This is a genomic window from Massilimicrobiota sp. An134 (genome assembly GCF_002160815.1).
GTDB lineage: Bacteria > Bacillota_I > Bacilli_A > Erysipelotrichales > Coprobacillaceae > Allocoprobacillus > Allocoprobacillus merdigallinarum.
Map to the genome: position 1 here is coordinate 1 of NZ_NFLH01000008.1, position 25272 is coordinate 25272.

Below are 25272 nucleotides of genomic sequence, written 5' to 3' on the forward strand. Positions count from 1 at the left end.
GAGCCAGGATCAAACTCTCCATTGTCCTTTTCTATCTTCAGACAATTTCATGTCTTCTTGACTCTTTCTTTTTTCCTATCTTTATTGACGTGTTTACTGTTCAGTTTTCAATGTCCCTGCGCCCTCTCGTCGAGTGCTCATCTATAATACCATCTATCCTCTACCTTTGCAAGTCTTTTTTTTACTTTTTTTCGTTTTTTTTATTCCTATTTTTACAAAATTCTATTTTTCATTGGATTTATCAATGTTTTTTTATTTGTAATTTTATAAAGATTCACTCATAAATTTAAAAAATAAAACCCCATTAACTGAGTTAATCCTCCGTCATTGGGGTTTTGCTTGAATCACTAATCTTTTAATTATTTGATTTTTTTATAAAGATCAATAAATTCTTGTGCTAAATCAATAACAACTAATGCAGTCATTAAATGATCTTGAGCATGTACCATTAATAAGTTTAATGGAGCTTTTTCTCCTCTAATTTCAGCCTGAATTAATTCAGTTTGTGCATGATGTGCTTCATTTACAGTTTCTTTTGCATTTTGTAATGATTCATCAGCCTTATCTAAATCACCAGCTTTTGCATATTGAATAGCTTCGATAGCAGAGCTACGTGCACTTCCACTGTTTACGATAAGGTTAATAACTACTTGTTCTTGTTCATCCATTTTCAATTTCTCCTTTAACAAACAAATTCAGAATTACTCTGTATATTTATTTTATCAAATCAACTTTATAATTTCAACTATAAACACTAAAGAAAAGAAAAATGTTTAAGTGCTTTCAATATACCATCGCAATCAACATTATCCGTAATATAATCGGCAACTGCTTTTGTTTCATCAGCAGCATTACCCATGGCAATTCCTAATCCAACAAAAGAGATCATTTCAATATCATTTCGTCCATCTCCAAATGCAATCGTATCTTTAATATTTTTGCCTAAAGCTTCAACAAGCTTTTGAATTCCTTTTGCTTTAGATTCACCTTTTAAAGTTAAATCAAAAGATAATCCACTTTGATGCTGTTGAATATCAAAATAAGGTGATAATGTTTGATACATTATTTCTCTATCATCAAGAGAATTTAAAACAATCATCCCAATATATGTTTCAATCTCATCAATTTGATATGAATCAATAATAATTTCATCTTTCATTCCCCAATTATTCTTAAACTCAATATGTTTAGGATTTTGTTTATTTAAAACATAAATATGATCATTGCCTTCAAAATAGTATGCCAGGTTTCTTTCAACACATAGCTGATGTGTTTTTTCAATAGCTTCTTTTGGAACAACCTTTTTATATATTTCTTTCCCTTTATATTCTACATAAGCACCATTACAAGTTACATAACCACTAAAAGGATAATCCATAACTCCATCCACAATAAAGCATTTACATCTTCCAGTCGCTAAAAAAACATCATGTCCCTGTTTCTTTAGTTGATCCATCCCATAGCGGACATCATTTGGGATACGATATATACCTTTATTACATTCAATAAGTGTTCCATCTATATCAAAGAAAAATAATTTTTCCATACTCAACCTCCATACCTTAACATCATAACCTTTTTATAAAAAAGTGTAAACAAAAAAGGTATCAATAAGATACCTTTTCATGAAAATTATTCAATAACTTCAGTAACTGTTCCAGAAGCAACAGTTCTTCCACCTTCACGAATTGAGAATTTAGTACCATTTTCAAGTGCGATAGCATGGATTAATTCAACTGTTAATTCTACGTTATCTCCTGGCATAACCATTTCTACACCATCTGGTAATTCGATAACACCAGTGATGTCAGTAGTTCTGAAATAGAATTGTGGTCTATAGTTAGAGAAGAATGGTGTATGACGTCCACCTTCATCTTTTGATAAAACGTAAACTTGGCATACGAATTTTTTGTGTGGATGTACTGATCCTGGTTTAGCTAATACTTGTCCACGTTGAATTTGATCTCTGTTGATACCTCTTAATAATACCCCTACGTTATCTCCTGCTTCAGCGTAATCTAATAATTTACGGAACATTTCGATACCAGTAGCAACTGTATTTTGAGTTTCATGAATACCAACGATTTCGATTGGGTCATTTAATTTTAATTGTCCTCTTTCAACACGTCCTGTAGCAACTGTTCCACGTCCAGTGATTGTAAATACGTCTTCAACTGGCATTAAGAATGGTTTATCAGTATCACGAGTTGGAGTTGGAATATAAGTATCTACAGCATCCATTAATTCATGAATAGCTGGTACCCATTTTGGATCTCCTTCTAATGCTTTTAAAGCTGATCCACGAATAATTGGAGTGTCATCTCCTGGGAATCCGTATTCATTTAATAATTCACGAACTTCCATTTCAACTAATTCGATTAATTCGTCATCATCAACCATATCACATTTATTTAAGAATACGATGATGTAAGGTACACCTACCTGACGAGATAATAAGATGTGTTCTCTTGTTTGTGGCATAGGTCCATCAGTAGCAGCTACTACTAAGATAGCTCCATCCATTTGAGCAGCACCAGTGATCATGTTTTTGATGTAGTCAGCATGACCTGGACAGTCAACGTGTGCATAGTGACGAGTTGCTGTTTGATATTCAACGTGTGCAGTGTTGATTGTGATTCCACGTTCTTTTTCTTCAGGTGCAGCATCGATTGCAGCATAATCCATTGCTTGAGCATTTCCTTCTTGTGCTAAAACAGTAGTGATTGCTGCAGTTAAAGTTGTTTTACCATGGTCAACGTGACCAATTGTTCCAATATTAACATGCGCTTTAGAGCGGTCAAATTTTTCTTTAGCCATTTAAGCTTCCTCCTATATAAATTTCATTAAATTTTTACATATACATTCTAAATGATTTATCTCAAAAATGCAATACTTTTAGTGGATTAATTATTTCCACCATTTTTCTTAATAATACTTTCTGCAATTGACTTAGGAACTGGTTCATAACGATCAAATTGCATAGTGTAATTTCCACGTCCTTGTGTAAATGATCTTAAATCAGTAACATATCCAAACATTTCAGATAAAGGTACACTTGCTTGTACTAAAACAGCGTTTCCTCTTTCTTCTTGTCCTTCAATCATACCACGTCTAGAAGAGATATCTCCCATAACGCTTCCTAAGTATTCAGAAGGTGCAGTGACTTCTACAGCCATAATTGGTTCCAAGATAACTGGATCACATTTTTTACCAGCTTCTTTTAATGCTAAACTTGCAGCTACCTTATATGCCATTTCTGATGAATCGACATCATGGTAAGACCCATCAAATAATGTTGCTTTAATATCTAATACTGGATATCCAGCAATCATACCATTATCTAATGCTTCTTCAAGACCAGCTTTAACAGAACCAATGTATTCTCTAGGGACAGTTCCACCAACTACAGCATCAACGAATTCAAATCCTTTACCTTCATTTGGTTCGAATTTAATCCATACATGTCCGTATTGTCCACGTCCACCAGATTGACGTACGAATTTACCTTCACAATCAGCAGTTTTTCTAATTGTTTCACGATAAGCAACTTGTGGTGCCCCAACATTAGCTTCAACTTTGTATTCTCTCTTTAAACGATCAACGATAACGTCTAAGTGTAATTCCCCAACTCCGGCAATAATTGTATCACCAGTTTCAGGATTTGTAGTGACTCTAAATGTAGGGTCTTCTTCAGCTAATCTTGCTAAACCGTTACTTAATTTATCTTGGTCTTGTTTTGTTTTTGGTTCAATTGCTAATTCAATAACTGGTTCAGGGAATTCCATTTTTTCTAAGATAATGAAATTCTTTTCATCACAGATAGTATCCCCAGTTGTTGTATTTTTAAATCCAACAGCTGCAGCAATATCTCCAGCGTAAACTTCGCTAATTTCTTTACGTGTATTAGCATGCATCTGTAAGATACGTCCTAAACGTTCTTTTTTATCTTTAGAAGAGTTTAAAACATATGATCCAGATTCAATATGTCCTGAATATACACGGAAGAATGTTAATTTACCAACAAATGGGTCAGCCATAATCTTAAATGCTAATGCAGAGAATGGCTCATCATCACTTGCATGTCTTTCGATTTCGTTACCATCTTCATCTTCACCTTTAATTGATGGAACATCAGTTGGTGCAGGTAAGAAGTCGATAACAGCATCTAACATTAACTGTACACCTTTGTCTTTATAAGCAGATCCACATAATACTGGGAATAATTCAACAGCTAATACTCCTTTACGGATTGCTGCTTTAATTTCTTCTTCAGTAACTGGTTCTTCTTCTAAGACTTTCATCATTAAATCATCATCAAAAGATGCAGCTGAATCAATCATTTTTTGACGATATTCTTCTGCTTGAGCTTTCATATTTTCAGGAATTTCAGAATAAACAACGTTTTCACCCTTAGCTCCTTCAAAATGAACAGCTTTCATTTTAATTAAGTCAATAACACCTTCAAATGTATCTTCGGCACCAATTGGTAATTGAATAGCTACAGCGTTAGCATCTAATCTTTTTCCAATAGATTCAACAGACATTAAGAAATCTGCCCCAGTTGCATCCATTTTGTTACAGAAGACAATTCGAGGAACTCCATAAGTTGTTGCTTGACGCCAAACAGTTTCTGTTTGTGGTTCAACACCAGCTTTTGAGTCTAATACAGTAACAGCACCGTCAAGTACACGTAAAGAACGTTCTACTTCAACAGTGAAATCGACATGGCCTGGAGTATCAATGATGTTAACACGGTATCCATTCCATTGTGCAGTTGTTGCTGCTGAAGTGATTGTAATACCACGTTCTTGCTCTTGTTCCATCCAGTCCATTTGTGAAGCACCATCATGTGTTTCACCAATTTTATGAATTTTTCCAGTGTAATAAAGAACACGTTCAGTTGTTGTTGTTTTACCAGCATCAATGTGAGCCATGATTCCAATATTACGAGTTTTTTCTAACGAAAATTCACGAGCCATATTTTTCTCCTTTCAAATATTTCCTCTAAATCATATATTACCAACGGAAATGTGCAAATGCTTTATTAGCTTCAGCCATCTTATGAGTATCTTCTTTCTTTTTCACAGAAGCACCAGTTCCATTAGAGGCATCAATAATTTCATTAGCAAGACGATCAATCATGCTTTTTTCGTTTCTTAAACGAGAATAGTTAACTAACCATCTTAATCCTAATGTCATTCTTCTTTCTGGAGATACTTCAACAGGTACTTGATAGTTAGCTCCTCCAATACGTCTTACTTTTAATTCAAGTACAGGCATGATATTGTTGATTGCTTGATCAAATACTTCCATTGCAGGATTTCCAGTTTTTTCTTCAACTTTTTTAAATGCTTCATATAAGATGTTTTGAGCAACACCTTTTTTACCATCAAGCATGATATTGTTAATTAATTTTGTAACTACCTTAGAATTATAAATTGGATCAGGTAGTACATCTCTTTTTGCTACGCGTCCTCTTCTTGACATCAGTTTTTCCTCCTATCTCTTATTTTTTAGGTTTTTTAGCTCCATAACGAGAGCGTCCTTGCATACGATCTTTTACACCAGCACAGTCCATAGTACCACGAATAATATGATAACGAACCCCTGGTAAGTCCTTAACACGTCCTCCACGAATTAACACAACGCTGTGTTCCTGTAAGTTGTGCCCAATTCCTGGAATATATGCAGTAACTTCCATTCCGTTTGATAAACGAACACGGGCATATTTACGTAAAGCCGAGTTAGGTTTCTTTGGTGTCATAGTGGCAACACGAGTACAAACACCACGTTTTTGAGGTGAACTAATATTAGTTGGTTTCTTTAATAATGAGTTGTAACCTCTATTTAACGCAGGTGATTTTGATTTAGATGTTTTTTCACTACGTCCTTTTCTGACTAATTGATTAATTGTAGGCATGTTTTTCTCCTTTCCTTTCTTCTTAACACACAATTCCGGGTGTTTCATTTTTTGATGAGATAAAATGCACTCTTAGTCGAGTACCGAAAGCAATTATATACGACAAAATTTATAAAGTCAACACTTTTTACTCTTTTTATCAAAGAAAAACAAGATCTTTTTTAAGACCTTGTTTCTTTATTTTATTCTGTTGTTGAAAATTCTTCATCAATTTCAGTACTGCTTAACAAACTTTCTGATAAAGTTTCAGCTTGTAAATGTTCAGCTTCTTCTAATTCCTTTTCTTTGCGTGCTTCTTCTAACTCTCTAGCAATCGTTTCAGGTGATTTTAAAGGTCCTCTTAATCCTGTACCAGCAGGTAATAATTTACCAATAATAACATTTTCTTTTAGACCTTTTAATTCATCAATTTTTCCTTTAATTGCAGCATCCGTTAAGATTTTTGTTGTTTCCTGGAATGATGCAGCAGATAAGAATGATTCTGTTTCAAGTGAAGCTTTTGTGATCCCTAACAAGATTGGTCTTGCAACAGCAGGATGTTTTCCAGCCTTTAAAACTTCCTTATTCAATTCTGTAAATCTTTGAACATTAATATGTGTTCCAGGCAATGCTCCAGTATCTCCACCTTCAACAATACGCATCTTTTTCAACATTTGATGAATAATAACTTCAATGTGTTTATCTGAAATTTCAATACCTTGTAAACGATAAACTTTTTGAACTTCTTTCAAGATATAATTTTCTACAGCTTTGACATCAGCAACAGCTAATAATTCTTTTGGATCAATTGATCCTTCAGTAATTTTAGAACCAATACCAACTTCATCACCTACAGAAACTCTTAATTTTGCACCATAAGGTGTTAAATAACTCTTTGTTTCAAGTAAGTTAGAAACGACAACTTCAGCTCTACCATTGTTATCAATGATATTAGAAACTTCACCATCAATTTCAGAAATAATAGATTTTGCTTTTGGATTTCTTGCTTCAAATAACTCTTGAATACGAGGTAAACCTTGAGTGATATCGGCACCACCAGCAACTCCACCCATGTGGAATGTACGCATTGTTAACTGTGTACCAGGTTCACCAATTGATTGAGCCGCCATAATACCAATAGCTTCTCCTAATTCAACTTGTTCACCAGTTGCTAGATTACGACCATAACATTTTCTACAAATTCCATTTTTCGCTTTACATCCAAAAATAGAACGAATTTCAACTTCTTTAATACCTGCATCAGTAATATTCTTAGCAATCGCTTCATCAATCATTTCGCCAGCTTTAACAAGCGTTTCACCTGTTTCAGGATGAACAATATCCTTTTGAGAATAACGTCCCACTAGACGGTCATATAATGGCACAATAACCGAATTATCTGAAGTATTGTACAATTCTGTAACAACAAATCCCTGATCTGTACCACAATCATCTTCAGTAACAATGACTTCTTGAGCAACATCAACCAAACGTCTTGTCAAATATCCTGAATCGGCTGTTTTTAAGGCTGTATCAGTAGATCCTTTACGAGCACCATGTGTAGAGATGAAGAATTCAGATGCAGTTAAACCTTCTCTAAATGAAGATTTGATAGGCAACTCAATTGTTTCACCTTTTGGATTAGACATCAATCCACGCATACCTACTAACTGTGTAAAGTTTGAGATATTACCACGGGCACCTGAATCAGACATAATGAAGATTGGATTACGGTCATCAGCTTCAAACTCATCTTTAACGACAGCCTGAACCTGATCTTTAACAGATTCCCATAACTTAATAACGATATTATGTCTTTCTTCATCAGTGATTTTCCCTTTACGATATAATTTCTTGATTACTTCAAGTTTTTCATCAGCTTCATCAAATAAAACGTATTTACTTTGTGGAACCTGAATATCATAAACAGAAACTGTAATACCAGCAATTGTAGAATAATAGAATCCTTGATCTTTTAATTTATCCAACATCGCTGTTGTATCACTAATTTTTGTAGGATCAAACATTTCATTGATAATGTTTCCTAAAGCTTTTTTACCCAATGGTTTAATTAAAGGTTGTGCTTTAATATGTGCTTTAATATCAGTACCCATTGGTACGAAATATTTATCTGGTGTTGCAACTAAATTTTCTTTACTAGAATCATTGATAAATGGGAATGCCCCATCAAAAATCTGGTTAAAGATAATTTTACCAACACTTGTAATTAAATAGCTATTATTTTGTTTTTCAGTAAATGTCTTATTCTTTAAAGATTTTCCTCTAATTGCAATTCTTGTGTGTAAATGTACAGTTTTTGCATCATATGCCATTAAAACTTCATTCACATCTGCAAAAACAGTTCCTTCACCAACAGCCCCTTCATCTTCTAATGTTAAGTAATAGTTACCTAACACCATGTCCTGAGAAGGTGTAACGATAGGTTTTCCATCTTTTGGTCCAAGGATATTGTGAGAACCTAACATTAACTGTCTAGCTTCTTGAATAGCTTCTTCCCCTAATGGAACGTGAACTGCCATCTGGTCACCATCAAAGTCAGCGTTGAACGCTGGACATACTAATGGATGCAAACGAATAGCACGTCCTTCAACCAATTTAGGTTCGAATGCCTGAATACCTAATCTATGCAATGTAGGCGCACGGTTTAATAAGACTGGATGTTCTTTGATGACTTCTTCAACGATTGGCCAAATCACATCATCCATCTTATCAATTAATCTTTCAGCAGCTTTGATATTTGTTGCAATCTGCTCTCTCACTAATCCACTAATCACAAATGGTTTAAATAAATTCAATGCCATTTCACGTGGAATACCACATTGATACATTTTTAAGTCTGGACCAACAGCGATAACTGAACGTCCTGAATAGTCAACACGTTTCCCAAGTAAGTTTTGACGGAAACGTCCTTGTTTTCCTTTTAACGTATGGCTTAATGATTTTAATGGTCTTCCTCCAGCACCTGTAATTGGTTTAGAACGACGTCCATTATCAATCAAAGCATCAACTGCTTCCTGTAACATACGTTTTTCATTTTGGACAATGATTGATGGTGTTCCAAGTTCTAATAATTTCTTTAAACGATTATTACGTGTAATCACACGACGATACAAATCATTCAAATCACTTGTCGCAAAACGTCCACCATCCAACTGTAACATTGGTCTTAAATCAGGTGGAATAACTGGAAGCACATCAAGAATCATCCATTCAGGCTGATTATGTGAAGTTCTGAAAGCTTCAATAGCTTCTAGTCTCTTCAATAATTTAGAACGTCTTTGTCCCTGTGCTTCTTTTAAATCTTTTGTTACTGATTCAAATTCTTCATCTAAATCAACTTTTTGAAGTAAGATTTTAATCGCTTCTGCCCCAGTTTTGGCTTCAAACTGATGACCAAATTTTTCATAACAGTTACGATAATCTCTTTCAGATAAAACTTGTTTATATTCTAAAGGTGTACTTCCTTTATCAGTGACAACATAAGAAACGAAATAAATGATTTCTTCAAGTTGTTTTGGTGACATATCAAGAATAAGCCCCATTCTTGATGGAATACCTTTTAAATACCAGATATGTGCGACTGGAGTCGCAAGCTCAATATGTCCCATACGTTCACGACGTACAGAAGATTTTGTGACTTCGACACCACAGCGATCACAGATTACGCCTTTATATCTGACTTTCTTATATTTTCCACAGCTACATTCCCAATCCTTAGATGGTCCAAAGATTCTTTCACAGAATAGACCATCTTTTTCAGGTTTTTGAGAACGATAATTAATAGTTTCAGGTTTTTTAACTTCACCATAAGACCATTCACGAATTTTTTCTGGAGAAGCTAATCCAATCTGGATTGCTGAAAAGTTATTGACATCTGCCATTCATTGTTTCCTCCTATTCTTCGTTACTTTCTTCTTCATCATCAGTGAAGAGTTCATCAATTACAGAATCCAAATCATCAAATGATTCTTCATCTTCAGAGAAATCACCTTCTACCTCAGCCACTTCTTCTTCAGTGACTTCTGGTTGTTCAGGAGTTGTATCAATTGAAGTTGGGAAACGACGTTCTTCATCTTCAATCTTTCTTGCATCTATTTCTTGACCATCTTTATCTAACATACGAATATCTAAAGCTAATGCCTGTAATTCTTTTGTTAAAACTCTAAATGATTCTGGCAAACCAGGTTCAGGTAATTTTTGACCTTTTACAATGGCTTCATAAGTTTTGACACGACCAACAACATCGTCAGATTTAACCGTTAAGATTTCTCTTAATGTATAAGCTGCACCATATGCTTCAAGTGCCCAAACTTCCATTTCCCCAAATCTCTGTCCACCGTTTTGAGCCTTACCACCTAAAGGCTGTTGTGTAACTAATGAGTATGGACCTACTGATCTGGCATGTAATTTATCGTCAACCATGTGGGCTAATTTAATCATATACATAACCCCAACTGAAATATTAGAATCAAAATATTCTCCAGTCATACCAGAAATAACTGGTTGTTTTCCATCAACTGACATTCCAGCTTCTTTCATGATATTCTCAAGATCTTTTGAGTTAATACCATCAAATGCAGGAGTTGCAAAGTACATTCCTAACTCTCTAGCAGCATATCCTAAATGTAATTCCAATACCTGACCAATGTTCATACGTGATGGTACCCCTAATGGATTTAACATGATATCAAGAATTGTACCATCTTCCAAATGTGGCATATCTTCGATAGGTAAGATCTTAGAGATAACCCCTTTGTTACCATGACGTCCGGCCATTTTATCTCCTTCAGAAATCTTACGTTTTTGAACGATATACACTTTAACAACTTTATTAACACCTGGTTGTAATTCATCACCATTTTTTCTAGAGAAGATTTTAATATCATGAACAATACCAGCACCACCATGAGGAACTCTTAATGAATTATCTTTGACTTCTCTTGATTTTTCACCAAAGATTGCTAGTAATAATTTTTCTTCAGCAGATAATTCTGCCTGTCCTTTAGGTGTTACTTTACCAACTAAGATATCCCCTTCTTTCACTTCAGCACCAATCATAATGATACCTTCGCTATTCAAGTTTTTACGGGCATCTTCCCCAACGTTTGGAATATCACGCGTAATTTCTTCAGGACCTAATTTTGTATCACGACATTCAATACTATATTCTTCAATATGAATAGATGTATAAACATCTTCTTTCACTAATCTTTCAGACATGATAACAGCATCTTCGTAGTTATAACCATTCCATGTCATAAAACCAACCAATACGTTTTGTCCAAGGGCTAATTCACCTTGTTCCATAGATGGACCATCAGCTAAAATTTCCCCTTTGACAACTTTATCTCCAGCTTTTACGATTGGTCTATGATTAATGCAAGTTCCCGCATTGGAAATCGCAAATTTTGTTAAACGATACTTATGTGGACCTGTATCTTCTTCAACAATAATCTTTTTCGCATCAACATATGTGACAATACCATCTTTTTTAGCCACAACTGCAGCTCCAGAATCTCTAGCAGCCTGATATTCCATACCAGTTCCTACAAGAGGTGTGTGTGGATTTAATAATGGTACGGCCTGACGTTGCATGTTGGCACCCATCAAAGCACGAGTCGCATCGTCATTTTCTAGGAAAGGAATACATGAAGTGGCTACAGAAACGATCTGTTTTGGAGAAATATCAATAAAATCAATTTCTTCAGGCTTAGCCATAATATTTTCTCCCAAATGACGGGCAATAACTTGTTCATCCAAGATTTTTCCATTTTCATCATGTTGAACTTTTGCTTGTGCAATGACATAATTCTTTTCTTCATCGGCTGTTAAATAACGCACATCATTTTCGTCAATCACACTATGATTCACTTTACGATATGGTGTTTCAATAAATCCATATTTATTGATTTTTGCATAAGAAGCAAGTGTAGAAATTAACCCGATATTTGGACCTTCAGGTGTTTCAATTGGACAAATACGACCATAGTGAGAGGCATGAACGTCACGGACTTCATAACCAGCACGATCTCTTGATAAACCACCTGGTCCTAATGCTGATAAACGACGTTTATTTGTTAACTCGGCTAATGGATTAATCTGATCCATAAATTGAGATAACTGAGATGATGAGAAAAATTCTTTCATAGCGGCAGTTAATGGACGAATGTTAGTTAATGACTGAGGAGTGACACTATCAATTTCAGATAATGACATTCTTTCTTTAACGACTCTCTCCATTCTTGATAAACCAATTCTAAATTGATTTTGAATTAATTCACCAACAGAACGTACACGTCTATTTCCTAAATGATCAATATCATCTAATAAACCAATACGACTCATTAAGTTGACTCTATCGTCACTTGCTAAATCTAATGAATCATAAATATCAACAAGATTCAACATATATGAATAGGCAGCAATCATATCAGAAATTGTAATATATTTACAATCTAATGATAAATCTGTCCCAACAACTCTCATTTTCTTTGATTTTGTTTCATCAACATAGACTTCAAGCACTTGAATACGTCCATGTGATTTTAAGAAATCATTTGTTTTAATGTCCATTGTATGAGCTCCAGCCTGGAAAACAGGAGCTAAAAGGTCAACTTTATCTTTTGTTAATAAAGTTCCTTCTTTCATGACAACATTTCCATCTATATCTATAACATCCTGAGCTAAAACACGGTTTGTAATTCTATCTAATAAACTCAATTTTTTGCCAAGTTTAAAACGTCCTGCACGCGCAAGATCATATCTTTTTGCATCAAAAAATCTTGTATATAATAAAGTATTAGCACCTTCTAGCGTTGCAGGTTCTCCTGGTCTTAATTTATTGTAAATTTCAATTAAAGCTTCATCAGTATTGTGAGTTGTATCTTTGGCTAGAGTATTTCTAATAAACTCATGATCACCTAACACTTCAATAATATCTTCATCACTGCTTAAACCTAAAGCACGTAATAAAATTGTACCAGGAATTTTACGTGTACGGTCAATACGTACATTTAAAATATCTTTTGCATCATTTTCAAATTCAAGCCATGTTCCTCTTGAAGGAATCATGCTTCCTGTAAAGACTGTCTTACCACTTTTATCCATGGCATCAGCAAAATATGCACCTGGTGAACGCACTAATTGTGAAACAATAACACGTTCAGCACCATTAATGATAAAAGTACCAGCATCAGTCATTAATGGAAAATCTCCCATAAAGACTTCGTTTTCTTTAATTTCGCCAGTTCCATTATTCACTAAACGTAAAGTAGCACGAATAGGAGCAGAATAATTTGCATCTCTATCTTTAGCTTCATCTACTGAATATTTTGGCTCATCAAAACGGCAATCAACAAACTCTAAAGTTAAAGTTTCATTAAAATTGCTAATAGGATAAACATCGTTAAAAACTTCTTTGATACCTTCGTTCTTAAACCATTCATAAGAATTTGTTTGGATTTCTACTAAATTTGGTAATTCTAAAGACCCACTAATTCTTGAATAATTACGACGATTAATACGACTTTTTGCCTGAGTTACATTTTTTTCCAAGCCCGCTTCACTCCTTATCAATTATCTCTATCTCCTTATTTAAAGCACGCAAAAAACACTGCTTTTTATATATGAGTAGGCATTTTATTATACTAGCATAGAGGCCAGTTGAAGTCAATACCAAATCATAAATTTCAAAATAACTTTTGAAACAGTAAAAAACAGTGTTATTTTACAGATTTTAAAATAAAATATCCTTTATCACGTTTTATAATTTCACAATTCCCAAAAACATCTTCCATTTTTTTCTTAGCTGAAGGAGCGCCTTGTTTTTTTTGAATAACAATAAATAATTCTCCTTGATTATTTAAATGATCATAGGCTTTTTCTAATATTTCAAAAACAATCTTTTTCCCTGCACGAATAGGCGGATTAGAAACAATAATATCAAATGTATCTTTTACATTTTCATAAACCGAGCTTTTATAAGCAATAATATCATTTTCCTGATTATATTCAATAGACTCATTAGCCAATGCAATAGCACGTTCATTCACATCAACCATTTCAACATGTAACCATGGATAGACTTTCTTTAAAGAAATACCTAAAGTCCCATAACCACAACCAACATCTAATAATGTTTTTTGATGAGATTGTATATTCATGCTTTCCAATAAAACACGCGAACCATAATCAATACGTTCTTTTGAAAAAACGCCACTATCACTTATAAAAACCAGATGATGTCCTCTATATTGAAAAGAAATTTGTGTTTTTTGAGATTTTAAATCAATATTATTTGTATAATAATGTGTCATCTTCTATTCTCCTAAGATAAAAAGCCCTTTGACAAGGGCTTTTTTATTCCAAGAAATTATTTAACTTCTACAGTTGCACCAGCAGCTTCTAATTGTTCTTTAATCTTAGCTCCTTCTTCTGCAGGAATATCTTTCTTAATTTCAGCTGGAACTTTGTCTACTAATCCTTTAGCATCAACTAATCCTAAACCAGTGATTTCTCTTACTGCTTTGATAACAGCAACTTTAGTAGCACCAACATCAGTTAATGTTACAGTTACGTTAGCAGGTGCAGCATCTGCAGCAGCTTCTCCACCAGCAACAACAGCTACAGGAGCAGCAGCAGTTACATCAAATTTTTCTTCGATTGCTTTTACTAAATCATTTAATTCTAAAATTGTAGCTTCTTCTAAATAAGCTAAGATATCTTCATGTGTTAATTTTGCCATTTTATTTTCCTCCGTTCATTTTTAACTATTCAGCAGCAGCTTCTTCAGCTGCATCTCCACCTTTTGCATCAGCAACAGCTTGAATAACTCTTGCCACTTTTGCAACAGGTTCTTTCATACATGCAAGTAACATTGAGTACATACCTTCACGATTAGGTAATTTTGCCACTGCCATAACTTCTTCTTTTGGTAAGAATTTACCTTCGATATAAGCAGCTTTAATTTGTAATGCTTCATGGTCTTTTGCAAAATCAGCTAAGATTCTTGCAGGAGCCACTGCATCATCTTTACCAAACGCTAAAGCATTTGGACCAACAAGGTATTCTTCTAATTCGTTCATACCTTCTTGTTCAACAGCTCTTTGAACTAATGTGTTTTTATAAACTTTAAATCCCACATTTTCAGCTCTTAAAGCTCTACGTAATTCAGTAACTTCAGCCACTGTTAATCCACGATATTCTACAACAACTGTTGATTGTGAAGCTTTTAATTGTTCACTAATTTCAGCAACAACCTGTTGTTTCGCTTCTAAGATTTCTTTTGACATTGTTACACCTCCTATTGATTTTATATATGCAACAATATATCCGTGAAAAACTCCCTCAGTAAACACGAGGGAGTTGTCAATTCTTTGACAATATCACCTCGGCAACTTCATTAAGGTTTCCCCGTTGCTGTCTACGGTATATTGATTGCGTCTTTTTGTTATGATTTCAATTACATTGAAGCAACTTTTACTGAAGGACCCATAGTTGAAGAAACAACGATGTTCTTCATATAAGTTCCTTTTGCAGAAGATGGTTTAACTCTTAATAATAAGTCGTAAACTGTTTTAAAGTTTTCTGCAAGTTTTTCATCATCGAAAGATACTCTTCCGATTGGCATATGAACATTACCATCTTTATCAGTACGGTAAGTCACTTTACCAGCTTTTGTTTCTTGAACAGCTTTTGCTACATCCATAGTGACTGTTCCAGTTTTAGGGTTAGGCATTAATCCTTTAGGCCCTAAAATACGTCCTAATTTTCCTAATTCAGCCATCATATCAGGTGTTGCAATCATAACTTCGAAATCAAGCCATCCTTTTTGGATATCTTCAAGAATTTCTTTTCCACCTACAACATCTGCTCCAGCAGCTTTAGCTTCTTCAACTTTAGCTCCTTGAGTGACAACTAAAACTTTTTTAGTTTTTCCAGTTCCGTGTGGTAATACAACTGCACCACGTAATTGTTGATCAGCATGTCTTGTATCTAATCCTAATTTAAATACAACATCCACACTTGCATCAAAATTAACTTTACTTGTTTTCTTTACTAAAGCAACTGCTTCATCAATTGGGTAAGCTTTACCTTTTTCAATAAGAGCAGCGGCTTCTTGATATTTTTTACTTCTTTTAGCCATTTTCTTATCTCCTCTTCATTAAATTAAGCATCTAAGCCTTCAACTTTTACACCCATATTACGAGCAGTACCAGCTACGATTTTCATAGCTCCTTCTAAATCGTTAGCATTTAAATCAGGCATTTTGTATTCAGCGATTTCTTTTAATTTTTCAGCTGATAAAGTTGCAACTGTTTGTTTAGAATCAGAAGCAGCTTTCTTAATTCCACATGCCTTTTTGATCATTTCTGCAGTTGGAGCAGTTTTTAATACGAAATCAAAACTTTTATCTTCATAGATTGTCAAAACAACTGGTACAGTTTCTCCCATACGATCTTTAGTTTGATCGTTGAAAGCAGTACAGAATTTTGGCATCTGAATTCCAGCACCTGCTAAAGCTGGCCCTGGTTTTGCTCCCCCAGCAGGGAATTGAATTTTCATAACTCTTGTGACTTTTTTACTCACGCGACACACCTCCTATAAAAATTTGTCCGTGCTGTGGTACAGGACAGTCAATCCTCCCACGCATAGTAACACATATTGCGTCGTTTAATTATTATACATAATCTATTAAGGAATGCAATAGTTTTTTATTGAATAAATCAACTTTTTTATCAAAAAAAGACCATATTTCAGGTCTTTTCATTATAATTCAACTTTTTCTAACTGAACAAGCCCAATTTCCATTAAATTTTGATTACCTAAGAAATCAATCAAAACAGAAGCTTCTTCTTTTTCATGATCAATAGATTCCACTTTTCCCTGTTTTCCAGCAAATGGACCAGAAACAACACGAACTTCATCACCAACACCAAAATCAACTTCAACTTGAGATGTTTTGATACCCATACTTTTTAAAATAGGATCAATTTCTTCCTTAGGTAATGGGAATGGTTTCGCTCCACCACCAGAAGATCCAATGAACCCAGTTACTCCTGATGTATTACGAACAATATACCATGCTTCATCTGTCATGATCATTTCTACCAGTACATAACCAGGAAACATATTTTTCGTTTTATTAATTTTTTTACCATCTTTAATTTCAGTTTCTACGTGTTCAGGAATCACAATATTAAATAGACAGTCCTGTAATCCCATTGATTCAACACGTTTTTCTAAATTTTCTTTAACTTTATTTTCATGACCTGAATATGTATTCACAACATACCAGCGTCTTCCTTCATCATTCATTCCAGACATCTTAATTCAACCCCAATGCTTTTAAAATTAATGCAATAACTGCATCGCTACCATAAAAGTAAATTCCAAACAAAAAGCAAAAAACCAAAACAACAACTGAATTATAAGCCAATTCTTTTTTTGTTAACCAATGAATATTCTTGATTTCAGCACGAATACCCTTTAGTGTACACCATTCTTTGATTTTCATGTCTACCTCCTATTTTGTTTCTTTATGGATTGTATGTTTTCCACATTTTTTACAATATTTTCTTAACTCAAGTCTTTCTACATTTAATCTTTTATTTTTAGTGACTGAATAATTACGTGATAAACACTCACTACAAACCAAGATTACTTTTTGTTTCATGTTCATCACTCCTTTACCGTTAATATAATTTAACATATTTATTTTAGCTCGTCAATGGCAACTATTTTCTTTGAATAGCGATAAACCGCATTATAGACACTTTTTACTGAAATATGAAGCTTTTTTGCAATTTCTACTTCGTCATAACCAGCCTTTTTGTAATTCATAACCATCTTTTCACGTTGCGATGTTTTGGCATCAATCTGTAAAGCATAGTAAGTGGCTGTTTCTTTAACAATCAGATGAACTTCAGGCTGATAGCGCTCATGAATATCAGCGACCAGATCTATATAGCGTGTATCTTCATCTTCACTCGTATAACTATCCAAGGAAAGAATTGTCATTCCTGCACGATAACAAACATCCTTATTCACACGCATTAAACTTAAAATGCGTTTGGTAATAGCAATCTTCATAAATGTCGATAAGCTTGCTTTTTGGTCATCACGATAACTATCCAGAATATCATGAAAACCCATCATAGCCATTTGAATAAAATCTTCATATTCATAACCATTTATAAAATATTTTGTAAAAGCTAATACCCATTTTGAAACTCTGCGATAATAGCGTTTATAAAGTATATCTTGAGCTTCCTCACTGCCACATCGCATTAAATAAACCAATTCATCATCATAATTGTAGCCTTGCATGCTACCTCCTTTCTACTTTAAAGGATGACGTGAATTGTAAATCTGATAAAGTATAATCGCTGAAGCAACAGAAGCATTTAAAGACGTAACATGTCCCGTCATAGGTAAAACAACATTCATATCACAATGCTTTTTAACCAGACGTGATATACCAAACCCCTCTGAGCCAATCACAACGACAAGAGGCATATTGTAATCAATGGCACGATAGTCCTGTGATTCATCTAAGTCACAACCAACGACCCAAAAACCTTTTTCCTTTAAATCGTCTAAAGTTCTTGATAAATTCGTCACTTGTGCAACTTTCACATAATCAATGGCTCCAGTAGATACTTTAGCTACGGTTGCAGATAATCCTACACTCCTATTTTTACCAATAATAACACCATCGACTTCAATAGCATCACAAGTTCTTAAAATAGCTCCTAGATTATGTGGATCTTCCAAACCATCAAGCATCAGCAACAATGGTTGTTTCCCTTGTGGAATAGCATTGAAAATTTCTTCAAGCGTATAATAACGATAATCTTGTACTGCTGCCACAATACCTTGATGAACAACAGATCCAACAAGTTGATTTAACTCATCTTTATGACGCACCATATGCACCTTCACATGTTTAGCTTTTGCAAGGGAAAGAACTTTATCATCTTTTGCATTTTTCATCAAATAAACCTCATAAACTGGTTTATTTCCCTTTAAAGATTCTATAACTGTGTTTTTTCCATAAATATATTGTGTCATATTTTTCACTCCATGCGTCTCAAATTTTTCTCATGTTTTTCTCATTTTCACAAACAAATAATTTAAATAACTCAAAAATTTCTGTTATTCTCTCTTGCTTTTTTAATAAATACAAATGTCCTATTAACGCTTCAAAACCTGTCGACTGATTATAGATAAATACTGATGTATTTTTCGGTACATGTCGACTCTTTGCATTTCTCCCTCTTTTATAAATACTTATTTCTTCTTCACTTAACCATTGTTTCAAAATAGCTTCCTGCATAAATGCCGCCTGAGCTTTGGCACTGACAAATGACTTAGAGGCCTGCTGTAATAAATCTGGCTTCATGATGCCTTTTTCAACCAATAGATATTCTCTCACATAAACCTCAAAAACACTATCACCTAAATACGCTAAAGCTAATACATTTATTAATTCTGGTTTCATTATAAAATTCCTTTATTCTGTAATTCTTGTCTTAATAAATCTGCCTGTTCAAAATTCTTTGCACTTTTTTCTTTTTGCCATTGCTGATATAAAGCAATTTCACTATCACTTAACTGTTTTGGATTATAAACAAATCCCATTGTATCTAACATACAAAGCAACGTCTGATAATTCTTTGATATTTCTAAATCATCTTTTTCTTTGACTCTCATCAATTGATTCAAAACTTTCACTTGTCCTAAAATTTGTGACAATGCTAATGAAGTATTCAAATCATCACTCAATGCTTCCACCATTTGATCCACAATATTTTTATAATAATCTTTATGATCAATATGTTGAATCTGTAAATATAAAGACACTTGTTTAATAATATTTTCTACTTTTTCAACTTCTTTTTTCACATTATTCAAAACTTCATCTGTAAAATTCAATGGATTACGATAATGTGTAGAAAGCATGAGCCATTTATAAACATTGCAGCCAAGCTGTTCTAATAAATCTTTAGCCCATAAAACATTTCCTAAAGATTTTGACATTTTCTGATTATTAATGTTAATCATCTGATTATGCATCCAGATATGTGCAATCGGATGATGATGACATGCCATAGACTGTGCAATTTCATTTTCATGATGTGGGAATTTTAAATCCTGTCCACCACCATGAATATCAATGCGTCCATTTTCAAAGATATCATTAATCATAACAACACATTCTGTATGCCATCCTGGTCTTCCTTTAGACCATGGACTATCAAATTGAATTCCTTCATCTGTTTTTTTCCATAATGCAAAATCTGTTGAGCTTTCTTTTTTATCATTATCATCCACACGTTCACTTGCTCCAGCAATCAAATCTTCAATTTTAATCCCTGATAACATCCCATATTCATGAATTTTTGTAACTCTAAAATAAACGTCACCATCAACTTCATATGCATATCCCTGTTCAACAAGACCAGCAATAAAATCAATAATAGGCTGCATCGTTTCAGTTACACGTGGAGCATAAGTTGGAAACAACAAATTTAAACCTCTACGAACATCTTCATAGGCTTTAATATATTTATCTGTTAATTCTTTTTCACTGACACCTTCTTCTTTAGCAGCTTTTATGATTTTATCATCTACATCCGTAAAATTAGAAACAAATGTCACCTTATAACCTAAATATTCAAAAGTTCTTCTCAATATGTCAAACACAATCATTGGACGTGTATTACCAATATGCACATAATTGTAAACCGTTGGTCCACAAACATAAATACTGACTTCTCCCTTTTTAATTGGAACAAACTCTTCCTTTTGATTTGTGAGTGAATTAAACAGCTTCATTCCCTTTCCTCCTTAAATAAAAAAGCATATGATAAAGATTTCACTTCTATTAACCTTATCAAATGCTTTATTAACTCTTTATCTATCAATACTATAACAAATTCATATGAGTTAATCAAGATTAATGATGAACTGTCAAAGATTCTAAATACTGTAAAGCCACACCACTTTGTTCATCATATACATTTTCTGGAGCTTGATAACTATAAATATAACTTGCTTCCTCAGTAAAATATACCATTTGTACAAATTTCATACCCGAAGCCTGATAAGTCCCTGTAAACCGATAACACTCGATACCACTTGGAATAACTTCCTTATAATAATAAACATCAATGGCACCTTCTTCTTCCAATTGTCCTCCATATAATTGAGGCAATTCATTTAAAACATTATCCGTATCATCAATGATTGTTGCGTAAATATACATTTCATCATTTTTTGTAAATCGAACATCTTTTTGATTTTCATTGTTCACATTTAATTGAAAATCTTTAGGGTAATAGAAGGAAACCTGATCAGCGACTTCATAAAGAGTTCCATCTCTTTCTAAAGATATATCTGTTTTCTCTTTTTCACATGCAAAAAGAGTCACAACCAATAATAAAACCGCCAAAATTTTGATTGAGATCTTCATTTTCCTCCCTCCTTATGGAAACATTGTACTAAACTCAACTCTGAAAATCAAATAAAATTTCTTTATCAAACAAAAGAGATAGGTTTCCCTATCCCCTTTATTAATCTAACAATGAATTAAAAACTTTCAAATAGGCATCAGCACTTTTATCCCAATCAAGTTTCGCTTCCATTGCACGATGAACCAATCCTTGCCATTTTTCTTTATCCTGATAAACCTTTAATGCATAGTCAATAATGTCCATCATTTCATGTGCATTATAATTTTTAAAGCTGAATCCATCACCTGTATTTTCATACTCATTATATGGTTCCACGCTATCCTTTAATCCACCTGTTTCTCTGACAATTGGTATTGTTCCATAACGAAGTGACATCATTTGTGATAAACCACAAGGTTCAAATAATGATGGCATCAAGAACATATCACAACCAGCATAGATACGACAAGATAAACCAAAGTCATATTTAAGATTTAATGATAACTTTTGATTATGATAAGCTGCTATTCCTTTAAGTGGTTCTTCATATTTTTGATCACCAGCACCTAAAATCACAACTTGAACATCACGTTTCATCAATTCTTCCATACGATTAATAATTAAATCTAATCCCTTTTGCCAAGTCAATCTTGTGACAATACCAATTAATGGGACATCTTTATTTTCTGGCAATCCACATTCTTTTTGTAAAGCTAATTTATTAATAACTTTCTTTTCATCAACATTTGTAATGTCAAAATGTTCTACAATTTCAGGATCTGTGGCAGGATTGATTGTTTCATAATCAATACCATTTAAAATACCATACAAATCATGACGACGCATTTGTAAGATATTCTGTAATCCTTCACCAAAGCTATCTGTTAATATTTCTTTAGCATAAGTTGGTGATACAGTCGTAATAATATCACTATAATAAATAGCTGCTTTCATCATATTGAAACATCCATCATTACGGCAGTTACCATTATAATAGAGATAATTATCTAATCCAAAATGATCACTTAACAATGCAGGATCACATTTTCCCTGATATGCAATATTATGGATTGTGAAAACAATTTTAATACCTTGATAATATTCATAATATGCATATCTTTCTTTATATAATGTGGCAATCATAGCCGTTTGCCAATCATGTAAATGTAAGATGTCTGGTTTAATATCAATGTGTGATAACAATTCTAAAACTGCAAAGTCAAAAAATGCAAATCTTTCATTATCATCATCATAACCATATAAACCAGGTCTTCTAAAGTATTGTTCATTATCAATGAAATAATAAGTGACACCATCATATTCAGCTTTAAAAACACCACAATAGCATTTTCTCCAACCAACCCAGATATCATAGTTTGTCACATATTCAATTGTATCTGCCAATTTCATATCCTGATATTTAGGCAAAACAACAATACATTCATGTCCTTTTTGAACAAGTGCTTTTGGAAGTGATCCTAAAACATCTGCTAAACCACCTGATTTAATATAGGGATTCGCTTCACTTGTTGCAAATACGATTTTCATTATACAACATCCCCTTCTTTAACATAAAGTGGTTCTCCTTCACCAATAAGCTCTGTTTTCTTTTCTACACGAGCATCTTTATCAATAACTACATTTTCCAAATGAGCTCCTGCGCAAACTTTAGAACCATTTAATATAATACAATTTTTCACAACGGCATTTTTACCAATTGTAACATTTCGTGATAAAATACATCCATCAACTTCACCGTCAATGATAGCCCCATTAGCCACAAATGATTTTTTAACAATGGCATTCTTTAAATATTTTGTAGGTGGTGTATCATTTGTATTGGTAAAGATTGGCCAAGTACTCTTAAAGACTTGTGTTGAAACATCCATATCCAAGAATTCCATGCTCACTTTATAATAAGCTTCATAAGAATCAATGCATCTTGCAAATCCTTTATATTCATAAGCCATGATTTTTCTTTCATCACATAAGTAAGCAAGTGTATCTCTTAAATTAAAGAATGAACTAATCTTTTGAGCATAGCTAATTAATTTTAATAATGTCTTTTTATTAATAACATATGTTTCTAAAGAAATATTTCTCTCTTTTCTATTTCCTTTATTATTCTTGATTTCCATAACTTGTTTACCTTTTAAACGTAAGAAATCAGAACCAACAAATGTTTCATCAGCATTATCGATTTTTTGATAAACCATTGTAATTTCAGCACCAGATTTTGCATGTGCATCAACAACATCAGCATAATTCATTGTTGTAATAATATGAGCTGGTGCAATCACAACATAATCTGCTTTTGATTTTTCAAGAAAAGCAATATTTTCCACAATATTATTAATATCATGATTATACATTGAACTATTTGCATATTTTTCATTATATAAAAGTGAAACTCCTCCAGATTTAGAGTTAAAATTCCAAGAGTTTCCATTTCCTAAATGTTTAAACAATGATCTTGGTTTTTCTTTAATAAGAATACCCACTGTATCCACATTAGAATTTGACATATTTGATAAAACAAAATCAATAATTCCATAACGACCTAAAAAGCTTACTGAAGCTACTGGCCTTTTTTCTGTTAAACCTTTATATGAAACATCAGAGTGTAAATTTATATATCCAACTACTTTTGCCATCTCGTTAACCCCCTCTTATTATGCATTGTCACTGACAAGTTCCACTTCTTTAGCTTCTTTATTGATGACGTCAGTTGATTTAATGACAACACCTTCATCAACAATAGCTTTGTAGATTTCTGCACCCTCTTCTACCAATACACCTGGCATTAAGACAGAATCAACAACCTTTGCACCTTCACCGATATATACATTGTTGAATAAGACAGAACCTTCTACATCACCATTAACGATACAACCTTGAGTAACAAGTGAATGCTTAATTGATGCTTCTTCACCAATAATTTGAGGTTTACTCAATGTATCTTCAGTATAGATTTTCCAATCCTTTTTCACATTATAAAGATCTAACTCTTTATCATCTAACAAGTCCATATTGGCTTGCCATAAACTTTCCACAGTTCCAACATCTTTCCAATAACCAGAGAATTCATAAGCATATAATTTTTTCTTATCTTCTAACATCATTGGAATGATATTCATACCAAAATCATGTTTACTATTGTCATCTTTTGCATCTTCAATCAAATATTTTCTTAATTCTTTATAAGTAAAGATATAAATACCCATAGATGCCAAAGTTGATTTTGGTTTTTCAGGTTTTTCTTCAAATTCATAAATTGAACCATCTTTATTTGTATTCATAATACCAAAACGACTTGCTTCTTTTAAAGAAACATTTAAAACAGCCACTGTTAAATCAGCACCTTTTTCTTTATGTGCTGCCAACATTTCAGCATAATCCATCTTATAAATATGGTCTCCTGATAAAATCAAAACATATTCAGGATCATATTGATCTAAGAAACTGATATTCTGATAAATGGCATCAGCTGTTCCTGCATACCATGTTGCTCCAACTCCACCTCTTTCACGAGCTGGCAAGATAGCAGCTAATGAGTTATTTCCATCAAGTCCCCACTTAGTTCCAGCACCTACATATGTTCCAAGCAAGACTGATTCGTATTGTGTCAAAACTCCAACAACATCAATTCCAGAGTTCGCACAATTACTTAAAGGAAAGTCTATAATTCTATACTTTCCTCCAAAATGTACAGCAGGTTTCGCTACTTTTGCAGTTAATGCTTCAAGACGTGTTCCACGTCCTCCAGCTAAAATCATCGCAACAATTTCTTTTCCCATAATTTTTCCTCCTCAATTGTGATTGTGAAAGTGCTTACCTATACCTCTATTTTATCACAATCTTTTTTAAAAAAATACTATTTCATGTCAATTTTAATTA

Annotated in this window: 24 protein-coding genes and 1 other annotated feature; all 24 genes read right to left on the bottom strand. The window is 33.4% G+C overall.

The features are described from left to right. Nucleotides 1–359: 359 nt before the first annotated feature. The gene (locus B5E79_RS04915) at nt 360–668 is read right to left on the bottom strand and encodes a PTS lactose/cellobiose transporter subunit IIA (protein WP_087244283.1); all 309 of its coding nucleotides are present in this window, start codon (nt 666–668) and stop codon (nt 360–362) included. Between the two features lie 86 nt (nt 669–754). After that, nucleotides 755–1546 (bottom strand): Cof-type HAD-IIB family hydrolase, encoded by a 792-nt coding sequence (locus B5E79_RS04920; protein WP_087297181.1) that lies wholly within the window; start codon nt 1544–1546, stop codon nt 755–757. An 86-nt stretch (nt 1547–1632) separates the two neighbouring features. Next, nucleotides 1633–2817, bottom strand: a complete 1185-nt coding sequence (gene tuf / locus B5E79_RS04925) for an elongation factor Tu (protein ID WP_087244285.1) — start codon at nt 2815–2817, stop codon at nt 1633–1635. A gap of 86 nt (nt 2818–2903) precedes the next feature. Then, nucleotides 2904–4979 (bottom strand): elongation factor G, encoded by a 2076-nt coding sequence (gene fusA, locus B5E79_RS04930; RefSeq protein ID WP_087244286.1) that lies wholly within the window; start codon nt 4977–4979, stop codon nt 2904–2906. Between the two features lie 37 nt (nt 4980–5016). Next, entirely contained in the window at nt 5017–5487 is a 471-nt protein-coding gene (rpsG, locus tag B5E79_RS04935) for a 30S ribosomal protein S7 (RefSeq protein ID WP_087244287.1), read from the bottom strand. 19 nt (nt 5488–5506) lie between these two features. Further along, nucleotides 5507–5920 carry a 30S ribosomal protein S12 gene (gene rpsL / locus B5E79_RS04940; RefSeq protein ID WP_087244288.1) on the bottom strand — a complete coding sequence of 138 codons (414 nt, stop codon included), beginning with the start codon at nt 5918–5920 and terminating at the stop codon, nt 5507–5509. A gap of 182 nt (nt 5921–6102) precedes the next feature. Next, complete coding sequence (gene rpoC, locus B5E79_RS04945) at nt 6103–9801, bottom strand: DNA-directed RNA polymerase subunit beta' (protein WP_087297182.1); 3699 nt, start codon at nt 9799–9801, stop codon at nt 6103–6105. 13 nt (nt 9802–9814) lie between these two features. Further along, complete coding sequence (rpoB, locus tag B5E79_RS04950) at nt 9815–13474, bottom strand: DNA-directed RNA polymerase subunit beta (RefSeq protein WP_087297183.1); 3660 nt, start codon at nt 13472–13474, stop codon at nt 9815–9817. A gap of 167 nt (nt 13475–13641) precedes the next feature. Then, complete coding sequence (locus tag B5E79_RS04955; protein WP_087297184.1) at nt 13642–14235, bottom strand: class I SAM-dependent methyltransferase; 594 nt, start codon at nt 14233–14235, stop codon at nt 13642–13644. Between the two features lie 56 nt (nt 14236–14291). Beyond that, nucleotides 14292–14663, bottom strand: a complete 372-nt coding sequence (gene rplL, locus B5E79_RS04960) for a 50S ribosomal protein L7/L12 (protein ID WP_087244292.1) — start codon at nt 14661–14663, stop codon at nt 14292–14294. A gap of 25 nt (nt 14664–14688) precedes the next feature. Next, the gene (gene rplJ / locus B5E79_RS04965; RefSeq protein ID WP_087244293.1) at nt 14689–15210 is read right to left on the bottom strand and encodes a 50S ribosomal protein L10; all 522 of its coding nucleotides are present in this window, start codon (nt 15208–15210) and stop codon (nt 14689–14691) included. A 35-nt stretch (nt 15211–15245) separates the two neighbouring features. After that, nucleotides 15246–15365 (bottom strand) — a sequence feature (ribosomal protein L10 leader region). Nucleotides 15366–15380: 15 nt separating this feature from the next. Next, a complete protein-coding gene (rplA, locus tag B5E79_RS04970; protein WP_087244294.1) occupies nt 15381–16064 on the bottom strand; it encodes a 50S ribosomal protein L1 in 684 nt (227 codons plus the stop codon). Nucleotides 16065–16087: 23 nt separating this feature from the next. Further along, the gene (gene rplK / locus B5E79_RS04975) at nt 16088–16507 is read right to left on the bottom strand and encodes a 50S ribosomal protein L11 (protein WP_087244295.1); all 420 of its coding nucleotides are present in this window, start codon (nt 16505–16507) and stop codon (nt 16088–16090) included. Nucleotides 16508–16687: 180 nt separating this feature from the next. Further along, on the bottom strand, nt 16688–17245 hold the full coding sequence (gene nusG / locus B5E79_RS04980) for a transcription termination/antitermination protein NusG (protein ID WP_087244296.1): 558 nt from the start codon (nt 17243–17245) through the stop codon (nt 16688–16690). Nucleotide 17246: 1 nt separating this feature from the next. Continuing rightward, on the bottom strand, nt 17247–17435 hold the full coding sequence (gene secE, locus B5E79_RS04985; RefSeq protein WP_087297185.1) for a preprotein translocase subunit SecE: 189 nt from the start codon (nt 17433–17435) through the stop codon (nt 17247–17249). Between the two features lie 9 nt (nt 17436–17444). Continuing rightward, nucleotides 17445–17594 carry a 50S ribosomal protein L33 gene (rpmG, locus tag B5E79_RS04990; RefSeq protein WP_087244298.1) on the bottom strand — a complete coding sequence of 50 codons (150 nt, stop codon included), beginning with the start codon at nt 17592–17594 and terminating at the stop codon, nt 17445–17447. Nucleotides 17595–17632: 38 nt separating this feature from the next. Next, complete coding sequence (locus tag B5E79_RS04995; protein ID WP_087244299.1) at nt 17633–18247, bottom strand: sigma-70 family RNA polymerase sigma factor; 615 nt, start codon at nt 18245–18247, stop codon at nt 17633–17635. Between the two features lie 12 nt (nt 18248–18259). Continuing rightward, nucleotides 18260–18991 (bottom strand): 23S rRNA (guanosine(2251)-2'-O)-methyltransferase RlmB, encoded by a 732-nt coding sequence (rlmB, locus tag B5E79_RS05000; RefSeq protein WP_087297186.1) that lies wholly within the window; start codon nt 18989–18991, stop codon nt 18260–18262. Nucleotides 18992–19010: 19 nt separating this feature from the next. Further along, complete coding sequence (locus tag B5E79_RS05005; protein ID WP_087244301.1) at nt 19011–19421, bottom strand: Mini-ribonuclease 3; 411 nt, start codon at nt 19419–19421, stop codon at nt 19011–19013. Continuing rightward, nucleotides 19421–20758: a cysteine--tRNA ligase gene (gene cysS, locus B5E79_RS05010; RefSeq protein ID WP_087244302.1), complete on the bottom strand. Its 1338-nt coding sequence runs from the start codon at nt 20756–20758 to the stop codon at nt 19421–19423. Before cysS ends, B5E79_RS05005 begins: the two co-directional genes overlap by 1 nt. Nucleotides 20759–20879: 121 nt before the next feature. Continuing rightward, nucleotides 20880–21395 carry a hypothetical protein gene (locus B5E79_RS05015; RefSeq protein WP_087297187.1) on the bottom strand — a complete coding sequence of 172 codons (516 nt, stop codon included), beginning with the start codon at nt 21393–21395 and terminating at the stop codon, nt 20880–20882. A gap of 100 nt (nt 21396–21495) precedes the next feature. After that, nucleotides 21496–22923 (bottom strand): glycogen synthase GlgA, encoded by a 1428-nt coding sequence (gene glgA, locus B5E79_RS05020; RefSeq protein ID WP_087244304.1) that lies wholly within the window; start codon nt 22921–22923, stop codon nt 21496–21498. After that, nucleotides 22923–24029: a glucose-1-phosphate adenylyltransferase subunit GlgD gene (glgD, locus tag B5E79_RS05025; RefSeq protein WP_087297188.1), complete on the bottom strand. Its 1107-nt coding sequence runs from the start codon at nt 24027–24029 to the stop codon at nt 22923–22925. The genes glgA and glgD overlap by 1 nt, the downstream gene beginning before the upstream one ends. Before the next feature lie 18 nt (nt 24030–24047). After that, complete coding sequence (locus tag B5E79_RS05030) at nt 24048–25172, bottom strand: glucose-1-phosphate adenylyltransferase (RefSeq protein ID WP_087297189.1); 1125 nt, start codon at nt 25170–25172, stop codon at nt 24048–24050. Nucleotides 25173–25272: the final 100 nt, after the last annotated feature.